Source organism: Psychrobacillus sp. FJAT-21963 (assembly GCF_001420585.1).
GTDB lineage: Bacteria > Bacillota > Bacilli > Bacillales_A > Planococcaceae > Psychrobacillus.
This window is the reverse complement of the sequence record NZ_LJIY01000006.1, coordinates 343,710-360,046: the sequence shown is the minus strand read 5'-3', so window position 1 is coordinate 360,046 and position 16,337 is coordinate 343,710. Positions and strand designations below refer to the sequence as shown.

Below are 16,337 nucleotides of genomic sequence, written 5' to 3'. Positions count from 1 at the left end.
TGCCTCCAGGTTTTTCTTCAAGACTATTAATTATCTTAGTAAGTTCCTTTGCCTCCATAAACAACACCTCTATACCACATTTCTACGATATCCCTTCTTCAACTATCCTGCCGCGTTAGTAAAAAAACACTTCTTATGTCTATAATTCTATTAAGTTGGCAATAATCACTTTAAGAGTACTATTTTAGGGGGAATGGAATTGTTACTGTCTAAAGCATGGTCTTCGTTTGAAGCCGATAAACGAATAGAGGGCTTTTCGCTACAAACGTTAAAGGCCTACCAGTTACAGTCTTTGCTACTAATTGATTATTTTAAGGATGTAGAGATGGAATTACTCGATATAAATCAACTGAAGGAATATCTTGCTACATCGGGCAAGCATTTAAAACCAGCCAGTCTTGCACATCGTATCCGCTTTATAAAATCGTTTTTTCGTTGGTCTCATGAAGAAGGCTACCTGAGTAAGAATCCAACTTCCAAGATTAAAGAGCCAAAAGTAGGGAAGCGGATACCCAAGTATTTAACCGAACGGGAGATTGAACACCTTCGTGAATCCTGTCATTCCCCAATGGAAAAAGCGATTTTTGAATTTATGTTTTCTACCGGTTGTAGAATTGGAGAAATAGTTGCGTTAGAAAAGAACCATATCAATTGGTCCAACCAGTCTGCAATCGTTAGAGGAAAAGGTGATAAGGAAAGGGAAGTATATTTTAATACACGTTGCGACATATGGCTTAAACGCTATATGGAATGCCGTAATGACCAAAATCCTGCTATCTTTGTAACTGCAAGGCAGCCACATAAAATGAGTGTCGCCCAAATGCGATACATCATCAAGCGGATCTCCAATCGTGCTGAAATCAATAAAGAGATTCATCCACACCAACTTAGGCACAGCTACGCAACTCATTTGTTGAATAACGGGGCTCCTATTGAAGTCATACAAAGTCTTATGGGGCATGAGAAAAGTGAAACGACCAAAATCTACGCTCAATTAAGCGGGAGGCTAAGGAAAGAGTATTATCAAAAGTACTTTTAAATGTAAAAGTAGCAACGTCATGAAAGACGTTGCTACTCGATTGAAAATTACCTTATCTTGGCTTTTTTCTTCTTTTTTGGTCGATTTTCACTCGTTTTTGCGTTAATCCTTCTTATAACAACCCCACCGAAGTTTAAAAACCTCACTATTCTATATAAATAAAAACCTATGATGAAGTCCTTTATTAAATTTTTGTATGATTTTTATTTACAGTTATGACATTTTTACAATGAAAACCTTAAAAAATAAAGCTTATTCTGACCTATCCATATAAATATAAAAGTTCATTCAATAACCAACCAATAATTTTCAACTAAAGCATCCGTCAGTTGTAAAACAAAAGCATTGTTCAATTGCTCATTATCTCAACAAACCGTCATCATCTCCATATGAAAATCTCCCTATTTGGCCATCTTCTTTTGTAGAGAACATGACTTCACCTTCTACATTTGCAATTTTTTCCTCATCTCCATTTTTCTGATAACCAACCTTTGCTATGAAAGTATAGCGATTTGAAATTTTATCACTTTGCTCAATCGTGATATCCTTTAGACTTAACTTATGTCCAGTGTCGAAAGCGCGACTTTGGTATGAAGTAGCAAATGCAGCAATAAAGAAATCGAGCTCAGAATCTGTAAAGTAAGGTCCGTATACCTCTTCTACATACTTATCAAACTCTTTGTTCTCTTCTTTATTATTCACAACAGTTGTATACTTAGGATTCCACAATAGTTCCATGAATTTTTCATCAGGACCATTAAACTGATGCTCCAGAACTTTTGTAATTGCTGTTCTATATGGATCTTCTTCTGTTTGAGAGCAACCAGACATCAATAACACTGACATCATTGTCAAAATGCTAAAAATAACAATACATAAGGTTCTATTCCTACGATCAAGCATTCAGTATTCCCCCTTTTAAAATTAATACGGTTTATTATCGACAATGTTTCAACAATTCAAAAACACATAATTCTTTCTTCGACGATTTATGAAATAATGAAAGTTAAGGAATAATGTCACCAAACAGAAAGAGTGATTCAATTGACTAATGAGCAAAAACCTAACAACTCGCAATACCGTAACATGCGAATACTTTATTTGATAGCTATTGCTAGCACTATTTTGTTAGGCCTTGCCTCTAGAAAATGGAGTGTTCTACTTATGCCATTTTTAGCTCTGAATGCAGGAGACGTTCTATGGGCAATGATGGTCTATTTCGGATTTCGTTTTCTGCTAACTCATAAGAGCACCCTTACGGTCATTTTGCTCAGTTTTTTGTTTAGCTTCGGCATTGAATTTAGTCAGTTGTATCAGGAAGATTGGATTAATCAGATTCGCGGGACATCTCTTGGGGCTTTAATATTTGGAAAAGGTTTTCTTATAGAGGATTTGATCCGGTATTCAGTAGGGATAATATTCGCTGCTGTATTAGATAAGATGGCAATTAAGTTTATCCTTCGCAGCTAAATTAACAATTTATTTTATTGTTTTTTTAAATATCTCATAGACACCATCTACTTCTGTTTGAACAAGGATAACTTCACTATCTTCCTCAACAGAATAAATTAATATACCTTCGTCTAAATAATTTGATACAAAAATGTCTTTTGGGAGATGATCCATACAACTTTACTAAATTTTTAAATCTCCTATCTTCTGACCAATATCTTTTACTCTTTTATTCTTAAGAAACTCATCTATACACCAGAAGAGACTTGAAGAAAGAATAGAGGTAATTAAAAAGAAATATATAAACGAGCTCTTAAAGTCAGAAAATAAAATCTCTCTTTCCTCTTCTGAAAAGATAAAGGGTATTAAAACGAATAAACATGCAAGCAATAAGTGAACCAATAATGCAAAAAACCCTCTATACATACCTTTAGATTTTTTTGTAACATAATCAGAAAATATAGATGCCGGGATCCCATAAAACAAAAGTATAGGGAGTAAAAACATACCTAAGATGATAACAAACCCCGTCTGCTCTATTACGAAGTAAATTATCATAACTAACCCACAAGTCACTATCGCAGAAACTAGTTTTCTAATAATTATCTGAACTACCCCCTATTTCTTGTTAAACTAACCTACGTTTTAATTCAGGAAGATTAATATAAATTCTTTTTTATAAAAACCCAATTTCATTTACACCTTTGTAATTAAGATATATTTTAAAGTTGCGTTCTTTATTTAATTTTTCGAGTTCTTCTATGGAATAATCCCTGTATATTGTTTCAAACGAAAGAGTATATAAGTATCCATCACGAGTGTCTGTTAAATGCAAAGGCTGTATCGGCCCTAATGATTCCTTTAAGGAAGAATCAGTTACAATCTCAAAATTATAAGATGTTCTATCGTCAATTGATATTTCTTTTTCTGACATTAACGACACTTCATATCTAACTCCTTTAAGAGGTATTTCTGAAGCACTGTCATTCAATTTAACAATTACACTTTTAATTTGGCTAATTTTGAATGGCACTTTATAGTCTTCAATCGTGTCAACATATAAAGGGTCGCTTTCTTTTATTTCCTCCGTCTTTACGAATGGTTTCACTTTATTGTCGAATTGATTATCGGTACATCCTGCTAAAAGACACAGTCCGAGTAAAGCAAACAAACTAACATAGAAATCTTTCATTATACTCCCCCTTTGATTTGGTTGCCCAGTTAGTCCAATAAGAAAAAAGAGCTGCCTTTGGCAACCCCATATTCACTAAAGTCTCCGTTTGTAATGGCCCAACAATTCATTTAAGATAAAAACTATAATGCATGGTACCGCTATCCTTTTTATATCCAATAGATTCATACAGTCGTTGAGCATTAAGATTATCAATAGCAGTTTCTAAGACTAATCCTTTTGAATTTGTTTGAATTGCATATTCTTTTGCTTTTTCTAATAAAAGTTTCGCTACACCTAAACGTCTTGCTGATTGGTCCACATATAAATCGTTCAATATCCACAGTCTCTCCATGGATACCGAGGAGAATGAGGGAAATAGTTGAACAAATCCCAATGGTAGCACATCATTTACTTGTTCCTGGGTAACTAGGAAGATGACAGACTGCTTCTCTTTCATTCTTTCTTCAATAAATTTTCTTCCCGCCTCTAAGTTGGATTCTTGGTTATAGAACACTCTGTATTTATCAAATAATGTTGCAACCAAATCCAATTCATGTAATCCTGCTACCACTACATTAATTTCATCGACAGTATTCATTATTCATACCTCCATATAGATATTTCACTTAAGATTGCTTGTTTAACTTTTCTGCTCCGTTCTTCAATAAGTTCTACAAAAAAATCGTTATTCCTGCTTGGATCTATAGCACGGTTACATTTAATTCACAAGGAACATCCGCTTTATCTTTCATTATGAACGAATGTTCTTGTTAATTTATTTTATATCCACCTTTACATCATCTTCAATCCAAGATGGATAAGAATCCAATTCAAATCTTAATGGATTGGTAAATTTTTCCCACGGCAAATCAAATTCAAGTTTCATTTCCTCATTAGAAACTTGAACTAATGAGCCTCTCACATAATTTGCAGTAGATGGAAAAAGTCCTTTATAATAAATAATAAAATCTCTTCCAGTAGCATCTGTAAATCTAGGAAAATAAACAAAATCATTGTTATTATCAGCTTCAATTGTAAAACTAACTTTTTCATTCTCTACTTTTAGATTAAAGAATAACGATTCTGAAGGTTGTTTCAAAAATGCCTTGGATTCGGTATCTATTAAAATATAAGCCTGGTCTTTATCCATTGCTGCAATTTTCCCAAATGTTAAGCTCAATTTATTCGGTTCATAAAAGTAAAAGCTTTCCTTAAGTGGTACATCCCATACATCACCGTTTAAAAGTGGTTTATATGAATTTCCAGGTAACGCCGACCATGTCCTTCCCAAGTCGTCTTTCAGCTCTAATTCATCAAAAGCACGAGCAAGAAGTTTCTTCGAGTTATGTGGATTTTCTTCTAACCTAACAACAGTACGGATTGGATCGACTATCAATTCTTTTACTTTAATACGTTGGCCATCAATCGTTACTTCTTTATTCACAACAATATTCTTACTCTCTACATCCATCTTCTTATATGAAAATGGAATTTTAAAATGCTCTATTTTTTCTCCGTTTTTCAAACCTATCGCCCAGGATAGTTCTTCTTCGAGTTTACTGCTTTCTATATGCTCGGTAGAACTAAAAAACTGTGAATCCTTTCTTTCTGTCAAAGGTAGAACGGAATCATTTAAATCAAATCTATAGCGGGAATTCATGCCTGTCCACAATTGTATATACTTTAATTCAAGAGACCCGACATCCATTTGGTTCGTATGAACGGAATAAAAAATCACCATGCCTTTTTTGTCAGCAATTACTCCATCGAGTGTCACGGTAATACCGTTCTTTTCTTGCGATAAATTTATAGGCTGATAAAAATCATTCTCAATCTCTGCAGTCAAGCCTCTATCTTGCTTAATGAGTGCCACAATTTTATCCATACCTGGTATTAATGCAACTTTGCTTGCGAATACTGGGGACACTGTAATAGAAGTGACAAATGTGATAAGAAGAATTACAGCTACGACAATTGACCATGTACTCCGTTTTCGTATAATATTTCTTTTTAATGCTCTTTCATTTTTTGCTTTCTCGAATCCCTGTCGTACGGCAAAATGTAATTTGTCCGCTGGTATTTTCACTTGATCAATCGCATTCTTTCGCTTCTCCAATTTATTTTCTTCTTCCTTAAACACGCTTTACATCTCCTTTCTCATCAAAATTGTTCCGAAGTGCACGTAATGCTTTATGTAATCGAGTTTTAATAGTTCCTTCTGGAGTATTCCACATAACAGCAATATCTTTTATTTTGACCCCTTCAAAATATTTCAAGTGCAATAATTCTCTTTCATAATCTGATAGAGTTAAAAGTGCCTCTTCTACTTCCATATAAGTAAAATCTTCACTTACACCCGTCCTATTAATCAGACTCTCTTCAACTATTTCCCTATTACTTCTCTTCAGCACATCTAGGCAATAGTTCATCATAATCCGAATGAGCCATGTCTTAAAGTAGGCAGGCTCCTTCACTGTTTTTATGCTACGATAAGCCCTATACGTCACCTCTTGAACCGCTTCCAATGCATCTTCTTCATTTTTTACATACGATATTGCAGTTCGATATAAAGCTTCTTGATATGAATGTATGAGTTCTAAAAATGCTTCTTCATCGCCTTTAATAGCCCTCTTAACAAGACTCTTTCCTCTCAAGATTTCACCTCATTTCATTGTTCTTATTTATTAGACATACAACTACGATAAAAGTTTTGAAAAAATAAAATAAATTAAAACCTCTTAGGAAATAGTGTCCTAAGAGGCCTTATATGATGATACTTATTTCACTATAAAGTCGACTTCACAAATGCTTGAAATTTTTCCTCTTCTTCCGAAAAAGGATTGTGATTACTTTGTTCAAATGTTGTAAACATTGCATTAGGAATTAAATTCGCGATTTCTACACCGAATTTATGAGGGCATTGTGCATCGTATTTACCTGCATATATGTAACTAGGGACTGTCACATATAATAATTCATTTCGTAAATCATATGTAGTACATTCTTTTTTTCTAAAGTAATCTAAACGATCGCCAACAGTCTTACCACTATTCGGTTTTTTTAATGCTTCTTTCAATTTATCTTCGGAATAATATGACAATAAAGCCCATTCATAGCCTAATTTCTGCCTAGTTTCAACTGTTGTGGAATGATCATTAAATTGGTTCATAATGTCATTAATTCGATTGAAGTTAGGATTTTCAGAACAATATATACTGGCAGGATCATAGCCATATTCTATACTCGCTGCTGCTCCTCCAGCAATAATCTTTGTAAGTGATGAAGGCATGAGGATTGCATACTTAAGTGCAAGCATGCCTCCTGTAGAATGACCAGCAAAACCCCACCGTTCCAATTGTAGAGCGATACGAATTGCTTCCAAATCTCTTACGGTTTCGTCCATACTATACTGACTGTCATTTTCAGCTTTGACCGAATTTCCACAACCACGAAGGTTTATTAAATACACGTGATAGTCGAATGTAAACGAGTTTGCAAAAGAATTTCCTCGCTCATCATAAGCACTATATAAATGTGTAACGGCTAAAGGCTCTCCATCACCATTTTCAAATAGTTCAAATGTTCCTCTTTCCGTATCGATAAATCGTTGAATCCACATAACTTAGCATGTCTCCTTACTTTATCTTTTGAAAATTGATAGAAAGCGGGTAATCATTATAGTATTTCAATGTTCATAGTTAAAAGTGTCTTTTAAAGCAGAATTCCAAGCAAAATAGAATTCTTCTACATTGGCATACCTTTTACTCCTGTCTTCTTCAATAGCCCTGGTTGTAACTTTATACAGTTCAGCACTTGCATCCCATTTTAAATATGAACGGTCTAGTTCTCCTCCAAGAAGGCAGAATGCTGTGGCTCCCATGTTAAATACGTTTGTTTTTTCATCAATTGGAGCGCCTAATGTAAATTCTTCTGGCGACATAAACCTAGAGGAGCCCCAGAGTCTTCCCATCTTATTGAAAAATGGTTTTTCCATATACAAATCAATATCACATATTTTTGTGCTGTTATTCTCAAAATCATATAGGATACTCCCGTCATAAAAATCAACGGCTACATAATTTTTCTTTTCCATATGTACATGGAATTCAAATATACTTGTTAAAGATCTTAAACGGAATTCAATAGGTAATTGTTTAAAACGATAAAAAGGAGAAGCGGGATGATTGTACTTCTTCGGTGGAGGAAAAGACCAATGAGAATGGAGAGACTCCCCATTGATCCAGTCAAACACTAGAACATACCCCTTCTCAACCTCAAAATAATCAAGTAGATTTACCAAGTATGGATGGGACAGATTGTTGTAGATTTTAACTGAGTCTTTTAATCTTGCTACCGCATCTTCTGGATGCCCCTTATACTCTAAAGTTTTTGCTCCAGCATACTTCACAAACTTTTTTGAACCGTTTTTTTCTACACCGAAACTAATGTTCCCAGAATCTTGTTTATCAAAAACGCAAAAAACTTCACCTAAACTATGAATCCATTTAAAATCATGCTTCTCTCTTAATTGAAAAGTAACACTGTCTAAGGTAAATTCTTGTGAACTGTACATAAAAACCCCCAGTTTGTCTTAAAGGTATTTAATCTATTTGCATTATTATCTTTGCCGGGTTTCCACCTACTACCACATTCGCAGGGACATCTTTTGTGACAACTGAACCCGAAGCAATGACGACATTATTTCCTATGGTGACCCCTGGGTTAATAACGGAATTACCACCAATCCAAACATTGTCCCCAATTTTCACCGGTTTTCCGTACTCTACACCTGATACTCTTTCTTCGGCATTTAATGGATGGGTTGCTGTATAAATGTGGACTCCAGGAGCAATAAAACAGTTATCTCCTATCCGGATTTCACAAACGTCTAAGAACACGCAGTCAAAATTAGCATAGAAATTCTCACCAACATGAATGTTGTAGCCATAATCACAACGTAAAGTAGGTTCTATACTTAAACTATTTCCTGTTGAACCAAACAGTTCTTTTAAAAGTTCTGTCCTTTTGTCCTCCTCCGTTTCTAATGTTTGATTGTATAATCTAGTCAGCTTTCGGGCAGTTAACTTTTCTCTCAGTAATTCTGGATCTATTGGATTATAAAGCTCACCGTTTAACATTTTTTCTTTTTCACTTATCATGCATTCAAACTCCTTTGTTAAACTATCAACGCAAATTCCAAGACAAGTCTAGATAGCTTAATATTTTGTGTAATGTAACTCTGCAAATTGTTTATAACGTCTCACATCGACCAAAGTTAAATCCTTTTCATAGTTACCTGGCACAAAGAGTGGTATCCCACGACCAATGATGGACGGGGCAATTTGAATGATAAATTCATCTATAATGTTTGCTTTAAGAAGCGGTTGCAACACCTCTCCTCCACCTACAAGCCAAATCCTTTTGCCTTCTTTTTCTTTCAACGATTTAGTGAAGCCTATAATATCCTCATTAATGAATTCTACATACTTATTGGAGCCAGTTAATGTACTGGAAAATATATAGCACTTTTTATTTTTATATGGAAACTCCTCTGGAGAAAGAATCAATATTTGTTCGTATGTGTTTCTTCCCATAAGAATTGTATCAACTGTTTCATAGAATTCAGAAAAACCTGTGTCTTCCTCACCTTCCGTTCCAATTAACCAATCCAACGAATGGTTTTCCCTAGCTAGGTAACCATCCAAACTAATAGCTCCGTAAAAAAGGACAGTACTCTTTTGCATACTTTAACCCCTTGTCAGTATATTTATTTATCATATCCAACTCAGATTTTTTGCCTGCTCTTCTGCCATTTTTAAAATCTGAACTCTTTTGTCGTTATTAGATTCAATTTTGGAGACTATTTGCTTAGCCGTTTCAAAATTAAAAATAACATAGCCTGTTTTCTCAAAATCAAATGAATAGGCTAAAATTTTTTCGACTCTTACTAAAAACCATACAGTATATGTATCAGTTGATTGCCAGTACCAAGAAGCAAACGGGATTCTATTGGATTCTAGAATAATTCCCACTTCTTCCATAGCCTCACGTTCTAGTGCTTCATCCAAACTTTCATTTTCTTCGATTCTTCCACCAATAGTAGTTAGTATAAGTTCATCCTTGTCCCATGCCATCATAATAGAACCAGTTTCTGTTATAGGAATACAATGAACTCCAGCAATTCTTTTATCCTTTGGTAGGGTAGTTATCCTAGTTAATACAATTATATCCCCTATCTCTACTCATATAAATTGCCAACCCTTCCATCTTCTCCATAGGATATTGAAATCCCTTTATTTTATTACTCAAAATAAATGGCTTATTCATTATGCTTTATGTTAAAGGAAACGCACTGTGCGAATCGTTAAGAATTAAAACAAACCTACCAGTAAATAAATAGCAGTGCCCCATATAAAAATAGCTGATAATTTATTAAATAAGATAAATACTTTTTTCGATATTTGTATTTTTTTCAAGAAAACTCCTGTAGTTGCTAATAACAAAAACCATAGCCAAGAAACGATGATACAAGCAATCATAAACAATCCTTGATCTTGTCCTTCATATTTAACCGCACTCGTCCCGATCACACCTATCGTATCAAGCAAAGCATGTGGATTGAGTAAGGATACTGAAAGTGCAAAAAGAATTTGCTTTTTTAAAGGCAATGCTTCTTTCCCTTCTAAACTAGCTGCATCTGATAGCCAAATCACTTTCCCCATGTACAGTAAAAATAGAATTCCAGCAATAATTAATATCAGGCGAATCCACTCAAATTGTAGAACAATCATAGATAATCCAAAAATCGCTAAAATGATTAAAATTGTATCACATATAGCTGCAGTAATCGCCGCAGGAAGCGCTAGAACCATACTTGGTTGTGTGACACCTTGAGTAAAGACAAAGACGTTTTGCACCCCTAAAGGTAAAATCAGTCCAAATGCTAAAATGATACCATGAAAAATCGGTTCCATCTTTTCAACCCCTTTCCTCTCTATCGTAGCTGTGTTATAACTAAAGAAAAAGGTCCAATTGGTTGGTTTTTTAACCATCCAATTTTTAAAGGAGGGCTGCTGTATGAATTGAAAACCAAATCGTTCACTTCCAATGAGTTTATCAAAGCAAATAATTCAATGGATAACCGAACAAATTAGTACTGGACAATGGCCAAACGGGACAAAGCTTCCTGCACAACGACAACTGGCACTTACACTTGGTGTTAACAGGAGTACATTACAAGAAGCAATAGACGAATTAAAAGCTGATGGGATTTTATCATCAAAGGTTGGTTCAAGTACATATGTATCCAACGATTCTTGGAGTATGCTTTTGAAACAAAAGCAACCTAATTGGCAAAAGTATATTGAAGCAAGTATTCACAAACCTAACTTTCAAACGATTCAACTTATTAATGAGTTTGAACAAGATGAATCCATCATCCGACTCAGCACAGGTGAGCTAGCCCCTAGCTTGTTACCTACAGCTGAAATTCAAGCCTCCTTGCAAAAGCTTCAATTAGAAGGAAAAGCTATTGGTTACTCCTCTCCTCAGGGAAGCCTTAAATTACGAGTTGCACTTTGCGATTATTTAAAAAATCGAGGAATTACGACTTCACCTGAGAATATTTGCATCGTATCAGGCGGCTTGCAAGCATTGCAATTAATTGCTGTAGGTTTAATGGAGACTGGTTCTGTTGTGTTTCAAGATGAATTTTCATATTTGAATTCCATTCATCCCTTCCAGTCTTTTGGTATGCAAATGCAGAGTGTTGATTCAAATAATCAAGACGGAAAGATTATTCAAATGCGTCGCGGGAAACGTCAAGGTATCTATTATGCGATCCCTACACTGCATAACCCAACTGGTAGGATATGGTCATTAGAAGAAAAGGAATCATTTTATGCCATGTGCCAATCTTTGCAGCTACCGATTATTGAAGACGATGTTTATTTTGAATTATCGTTTGATGCTCTAACTCCTTCCTTAAAGTCAATCGACACAACAGGACGAGTACTTTATCTTGGAAGCGTTTCAAAAACACTAAGCCCTGGGTTAAGAATTGGATGGATTGTAGCACCATCACCTGTTATTAAACGCTTGGCTGATATTAAAATGCAGATGGATTACGGCTCTAGTGCCTTTTCGCAAGAGATTGTCACCTACTGGTTAACGTCTGGTTTATATGAAAAACACATTGAAAAATTAAAAGAAGAATTAAAACGACGTGCTGCTTTAATGGAAAGTTTATTAGAGAAATACTTTAAGGAAATCGCTTCATGGGAATCTTCCAAAGGAGGATTTTATATATGGATAAAATTTAATGAACCTATTGTCACAACTGATTTTTTTATGAATTTATTGAATCAAAAGGTACTCATTAATCCCGGTTATATATATGAACCGAAAGATACGTATCACATTCGCTTATCATACTCCTATATTTCTGATAAAGAATTAATCGAAGGGCTTCAGACTCTTTATTCTGAAGCAATAAAAAAGAGCCGTGAATTCAACTGAATCTCGGTTCTTTTTATTAATCAGATATTAGTATTACTACTGATGGTTTTCCACTCTCTTTTTCATCACTTCTGCCATTTGTTGAGAAGTCAGATTTTCTTCAACCGACAGTTGATCAACGATGTTAAGATAATCTTCCTCATTACGATTCTGACTTAATTTATAGGCTGCTTGGATCTCTTTTACTTTTATTTTAAATCCAACAATCCCTTTTAGTTCTTGATTTATTAACTGAGGAGAAAGCTTCTCCCACAAAACTGGATCCTTCCGATGCTTTTCGTATTTATGAAGCAGTGAAGCAAGGTCTTCTTTTAGCTCTTCTTCATTCAAAACGCTAGCTTTTCCATATATGTGAACTGCTTGATAATTCCATGTTGGAACATTTTCATGTGTGTACCAAGAGGAAGAGATATATGCATGCGGTCCTTGATACATAACAAGTACATCTTCGTTCGTATCGAGGGTTCTCCATTGTGGATTTCCATACGCCATGTGTCCGGTTATATAGTAATCGTCTCCATTTTTATGCAATTCTAAGGGCAAGTGCGTAGCTATAGGTTTGCCTTGTTTAGTAGTTACAATCGTTCCAAATGAGTTCATTTGGACAAATTCTTTAATTTCATCTATATTTGTGACTTTAAAGTATTTAGGAATATACATCAGATTTCTCCTAACGCTATTTTTTATTGTTAACATTTTCACTAAAAATACTTACTTTTACTAAGCAGAAGCCTGAGCAAATTTAGCTCTATATAATTCTATAACTCGGCTAAAAAAAGATGCTAGTACTTGTTGAAATAGCATGCCGAAGACAACTGGCAGCACAACCTTCGGAGGGAAGTAGGCACTTGCCACAACCACTCCCATCGAAATATTGCGCATTCCACCTGTAAACACAATTGTCGTTACAATACCCACATCTTTCCAAAGAAAATGCCCTAATAGGAAACACATTACGTATCCAGAAAATGCGAGAATAAATACAATGACAATAACACTAACAAGTTCCCACGTAATACTTTTAATATACGGTGCAATAACGCCACTGTTAATAAGGACTATAAAAAACAAGCTCATTTTCGAAAACGGTGCAAGTTTTTTTCCAAGTGTCTCCTCAATACTGCCTTTCGTCAATTCATTTAATAACATTCCCACTATGGAAGGCAGCACAATCATCCATAATAAATCAAGCATAAGAGCAGCTGTATCAATTTCAATTGTTTGTCCGATAACTAGATGCAGTAAAAATGGCATGACGATCGGAGAAATGAGCGTATTGATTAAAATAATTGATAGACACAGTGCTAGATTTCCTCGACAAACCGACACCCATATAAAGCTAGTCACCCCTGTTGGTACAGCAACGGACAAGATGAAACCAATCGTCAGTAAATGATCATCAAATAGTAAAGTTGCCACAATATAAGCGCAAATGGGCATGACAATATGTAAAAATGCTATCGTTAATAAAATGACAAATGGATACTTTGTAAAGCTCTGCAACCCTTTAAAATTTAAGCTCAAACTACCCGCAAAAGTCATAAATGCAAACAACCAAGGAACTAAAAATAATAAATGGCCCCCTACATCATCGAGCAATACACCGATAATCAAGCTAAGCGGTGTTAATATAGGCATCAATGTCTGGAGGCGCTTATTCAAACTTTCCAACATCGAACTGCCTTCTTTCCATATTTTTTATCGAATTTCTGTCATATAGCGGTTATATAAATCATTAGATTTTTGGATACATTCCAAATACAATTGTCTAATTTCGAATACTTGAGAAAGTTTTAAATAACTTTCATCTTCTAATATCTTAATAATTGGTTTGACCTCATGATAATAACTATAATGTTGATTTGCTTTATATAAAATAGTTTTATATTTTTCTAAAATAGATACATAAGTATCGTCGATTAATCTGTAGTCACACTTTGATCTCTCTTGCTTGTAAAATGTATTAATCTCACTTGCAAAAAACTTTCCATCCATAAAGAAACAAGAATTTACTGGCGAAAAAAAACGGTTTTCATTTTGATAAGCTCTCTTACTAAAAATCAGGTGATGCCAGTTTTTAACTTCGTTATATTTTTCCCCTAATGCACTAAACTCGTTTGATATGGTTTTTACATTAAGATTCAATATATATTGAAATATAGAAGAATTGGTATCATAATCATTTATAGCAGTTATAGAACACCAACATATATAGTTATTATCTAGTTTAGCTATTATACAGACCTGTTGGTTAGGACTTATGTATATGTCAAATGAGATTTCTTTATCATCTAAACTATAATTTGGTGTAACGATATTATATTGCTTAATTAGATTAATTTTTTCCATTTTTATTCCTTTCATATCCTTAATATATTATTTCCTGTATATGAAAAGGAATTCCAACATTCGCTAACTCGTCCAGTCAAGGTGTGTTATTTACTGCATTAGATACATAGGAGGAATTGATAATGATAAGACCTATTCAAGAGAAAGATTTACAGGATATTTTAGAAATATATAATGATGCGATTTTAAATACGACTGCAGTGTATACATACGAACCTCAAACGCTCGAAAATAGGCAACAATGGTACCAACAAAAAATGAACGAAGGGTATCCGATATTAGTATTTGAACAAGATAACAGGGTAGCAGGTTTTGCAACTTTCGGTCCATTTAGAGCCTGGCCAGCATACAAATATTCCATTGAACATTCTATCTATGTAAGTAAGGAATTTAGAAAAAAAGGAATCGCAACTTCATTAATGAAAGAATTAATAGCGATTGCTGATGAAAGAGAGTACCGTACATTAATTGCTGGAATAGATGCAACAAATGAAAAAAGTATCGCGATGCATAAAAATTTCGGGTTCGTACACTCAGGTACTATTAAAAGAGCAGGTTTTAAATTTAATAGATGGCTTGACTTAGCTTTTTATCAATTAGATCTTAGTGGGCCTAAAAATCCAGTAGAAGAATAGAAATCATTCATTAAGAAAAGGCATTTTAGATTGTAGAGATGCCTTTTCTTCCTTACTAACACTATTGGGATGCCTAAATTTCAGTTAGGCACTTTTCAATAGTAGTTTGAAGAGATAGTAATCTTGTATTTTTCTTTACCTCTATGTAAAAACTTTTTAAAAATACCTTACAGTTAGCTACTAAAAACCAATAATTTTCCTCATCTAGCTCCTTTTTTAGTATCAAAAGTTCATCAGGTATTCTTTGTAATAAATTTTCAATTACTCCAAGTTCCAACCCGTTATTGAGCATTTCCAAAATTGGTATTAGCAATCTCTCGTCTTCATCGTGGACATAAACACTATCTGACACAAATATCTTTTTCCATAATGGCATTAAAATTTCTTTATATAATTCTTTATCTATATGATTGTTTTTTATTAGTTCATCAAAAGCATCGGCAACATGCGCAATACTATGAGCCCACCCTTTACCTGATACAAATCCCCTTACATCTTTTTCCAAGCTTATATATTCAACTAACTGATCTTTAGCAGTAGTAATCATCTCTTGTGTAAGAAAGTTATCTTCGTTATCTCTGTATAATATTAGTGCGATTAATAGAGTAGTAAATGATCTTGTAAAAACTGTATCGGTACCAGTTTCTCCGATTCCTTTAAACAAACGTTCATTTAAACAAAAATCTAAGACTTCCTTTAATAAATCATGCTCAATTAGATTTTTCTCTATTATTAGTTGATAAAAAGAGGTGTATATCAATTGATCTCTAAGGCGACTATCTGTAGAGCCAATATGTTCAACCATTGATTTGACGAGAAAAACTTTATCCTCATCATCCCAATTCCTTCCCCCACTTCTTACTTCCTCTAAAATTATTTTTAGGTCATTTGCATTCATCGGAGCTGTATTTATAAAATTTGATTGAACCTTTTCCATTTTTCTCATCCCTTTTTAAATTAATTTTACCTTTGTTAATACATAAAAAATAACGATTTAATTTCACATAATTTCTAAAGCTTGATATGGTCCAAAAACGGCTATTTGTTCTATCATAGCAGCCATCTTCTCTAACGTGTATATATGCTTGCATCTTCAAACCAGTGTTGTATTATATCAACATGAGCAAATACAATAATGAAATTCCCTTACTTTGCTCTTATAGAGTTAAAG

19 protein-coding genes are annotated in these 16,337 nt (G+C 34.1%); 4 read left to right on the top strand and 15 right to left on the bottom strand.

Annotated elements, in window-relative coordinates:
• Positions 1 to 199: 199 nt before the first annotated feature.
• A complete protein-coding gene (xerA, locus tag AN959_RS15430) occupies positions 200 to 1,039 on the top strand; it encodes a site-specific tyrosine recombinase/integron integrase (protein ID WP_056831958.1) in 840 nt (279 codons plus the stop codon).
• Between the two features lie 360 nt (positions 1,040 to 1,399).
• Here the strand turns inward: xerA and AN959_RS15425 are convergent, their stop codons facing one another.
• Positions 1,400 to 1,942: a hypothetical protein gene (locus AN959_RS15425; RefSeq protein ID WP_056831956.1), complete on the bottom strand. Its 543-nt coding sequence runs from the start codon at positions 1,940 to 1,942 to the stop codon at positions 1,400 to 1,402.
• A gap of 183 nt (positions 1,943 to 2,125) precedes the next feature.
• On the opposite strand from AN959_RS15425, the gene AN959_RS15420 reads away from it, so the two are divergent.
• On the top strand, positions 2,126 to 2,509 hold the full coding sequence (locus AN959_RS15420) for a DUF2809 domain-containing protein (RefSeq protein ID WP_056832121.1): 384 nt from the start codon (positions 2,126 to 2,128) through the stop codon (positions 2,507 to 2,509).
• A gap of 658 nt (positions 2,510 to 3,167) precedes the next feature.
• On the opposite strand, the gene AN959_RS15410 is transcribed toward AN959_RS15420, so the two are convergent.
• The 10 genes from AN959_RS15410 to AN959_RS15365 form a co-directional block, all read right to left on the bottom strand.
• Positions 3,168 to 3,683, bottom strand: a complete 516-nt coding sequence (locus tag AN959_RS15410; protein ID WP_056831952.1) for a hypothetical protein — start codon at positions 3,681 to 3,683, stop codon at positions 3,168 to 3,170.
• Between the two features lie 106 nt (positions 3,684 to 3,789).
• Positions 3,790 to 4,263 (bottom strand): N-acetyltransferase, encoded by a 474-nt coding sequence (locus AN959_RS15405; RefSeq protein WP_056831950.1) that lies wholly within the window; start codon positions 4,261 to 4,263, stop codon positions 3,790 to 3,792.
• A gap of 177 nt (positions 4,264 to 4,440) precedes the next feature.
• Positions 4,441 to 5,805: a DUF4179 domain-containing protein gene (locus tag AN959_RS15400; RefSeq protein ID WP_056831948.1), complete on the bottom strand. Its 1,365-nt coding sequence runs from the start codon at positions 5,803 to 5,805 to the stop codon at positions 4,441 to 4,443.
• Complete coding sequence (locus tag AN959_RS15395; protein WP_056831946.1) at positions 5,798 to 6,319, bottom strand: sigma-70 family RNA polymerase sigma factor; 522 nt, start codon at positions 6,317 to 6,319, stop codon at positions 5,798 to 5,800. The genes AN959_RS15400 and AN959_RS15395 overlap by 8 nt, the downstream gene beginning before the upstream one ends.
• A 131-nt stretch (positions 6,320 to 6,450) precedes the next feature.
• Positions 6,451 to 7,284 (bottom strand): alpha/beta fold hydrolase, encoded by an 834-nt coding sequence (locus AN959_RS15390; RefSeq protein ID WP_056831944.1) that lies wholly within the window; start codon positions 7,282 to 7,284, stop codon positions 6,451 to 6,453.
• Between the two features lie 66 nt (positions 7,285 to 7,350).
• Positions 7,351 to 8,238 (bottom strand): protein kinase, encoded by an 888-nt coding sequence (locus AN959_RS15385; protein WP_056831942.1) that lies wholly within the window; start codon positions 8,236 to 8,238, stop codon positions 7,351 to 7,353.
• Between the two features lie 28 nt (positions 8,239 to 8,266).
• Complete coding sequence (locus AN959_RS15380; protein WP_056831941.1) at positions 8,267 to 8,824, bottom strand: sugar O-acetyltransferase; 558 nt, start codon at positions 8,822 to 8,824, stop codon at positions 8,267 to 8,269.
• A gap of 57 nt (positions 8,825 to 8,881) precedes the next feature.
• Positions 8,882 to 9,409 carry a dihydrofolate reductase family protein gene (locus tag AN959_RS15375; RefSeq protein WP_056831939.1) on the bottom strand — a complete coding sequence of 176 codons (528 nt, stop codon included), beginning with the start codon at positions 9,407 to 9,409 and terminating at the stop codon, positions 8,882 to 8,884.
• Positions 9,410 to 9,439: 30 nt separating this feature from the next.
• The gene (locus AN959_RS15370; protein WP_256363933.1) at positions 9,440 to 9,847 is read right to left on the bottom strand and encodes an NUDIX hydrolase; all 408 of its coding nucleotides are present in this window, start codon (positions 9,845 to 9,847) and stop codon (positions 9,440 to 9,442) included.
• Positions 9,848 to 10,036: 189 nt separating this feature from the next.
• Positions 10,037 to 10,639 (bottom strand): LysE/ArgO family amino acid transporter, encoded by a 603-nt coding sequence (locus AN959_RS15365; protein ID WP_056831935.1) that lies wholly within the window; start codon positions 10,637 to 10,639, stop codon positions 10,037 to 10,039.
• 133 nt (positions 10,640 to 10,772) lie between these two features.
• Here AN959_RS15365 and AN959_RS15360 point away from each other — a divergent pair, with 133 nt between their 5' ends.
• Complete coding sequence (locus AN959_RS15360) at positions 10,773 to 12,182, top strand: PLP-dependent aminotransferase family protein (protein WP_253278923.1); 1,410 nt, start codon at positions 10,773 to 10,775, stop codon at positions 12,180 to 12,182.
• A gap of 36 nt (positions 12,183 to 12,218) precedes the next feature.
• Here AN959_RS15360 and AN959_RS15355 read toward each other — a convergent pair whose 3' ends face one another.
• The 3 genes from AN959_RS15355 to AN959_RS15345 are packed head-to-tail and all read right to left on the bottom strand — an operon-like array spanning position 12,219 to position 14,531.
• Positions 12,219 to 12,842, bottom strand: a complete 624-nt coding sequence (locus AN959_RS15355) for an FMN-binding negative transcriptional regulator (RefSeq protein WP_056831933.1) — start codon at positions 12,840 to 12,842, stop codon at positions 12,219 to 12,221.
• A 60-nt stretch (positions 12,843 to 12,902) separates the two neighbouring features.
• Positions 12,903 to 13,856 (bottom strand): bile acid:sodium symporter family protein, encoded by a 954-nt coding sequence (locus AN959_RS15350; protein WP_056831931.1) that lies wholly within the window; start codon positions 13,854 to 13,856, stop codon positions 12,903 to 12,905.
• A gap of 24 nt (positions 13,857 to 13,880) precedes the next feature.
• On the bottom strand, positions 13,881 to 14,531 hold the full coding sequence (locus AN959_RS15345; protein ID WP_082461049.1) for a hypothetical protein: 651 nt from the start codon (positions 14,529 to 14,531) through the stop codon (positions 13,881 to 13,883).
• A gap of 122 nt (positions 14,532 to 14,653) precedes the next feature.
• On the opposite strand from AN959_RS15345, the gene AN959_RS15340 reads away from it, so the two are divergent.
• The gene (locus tag AN959_RS15340; protein WP_056831927.1) at positions 14,654 to 15,166 is read left to right on the top strand and encodes a GNAT family N-acetyltransferase; all 513 of its coding nucleotides are present in this window, start codon (positions 14,654 to 14,656) and stop codon (positions 15,164 to 15,166) included.
• Between the two features lie 73 nt (positions 15,167 to 15,239).
• On the opposite strand, the gene AN959_RS15335 is transcribed toward AN959_RS15340, so the two are convergent.
• Positions 15,240 to 16,103: a DUF2785 domain-containing protein gene (locus tag AN959_RS15335; RefSeq protein WP_056831924.1), complete on the bottom strand. Its 864-nt coding sequence runs from the start codon at positions 16,101 to 16,103 to the stop codon at positions 15,240 to 15,242.
• Positions 16,104 to 16,337: the final 234 nt, after the last annotated feature.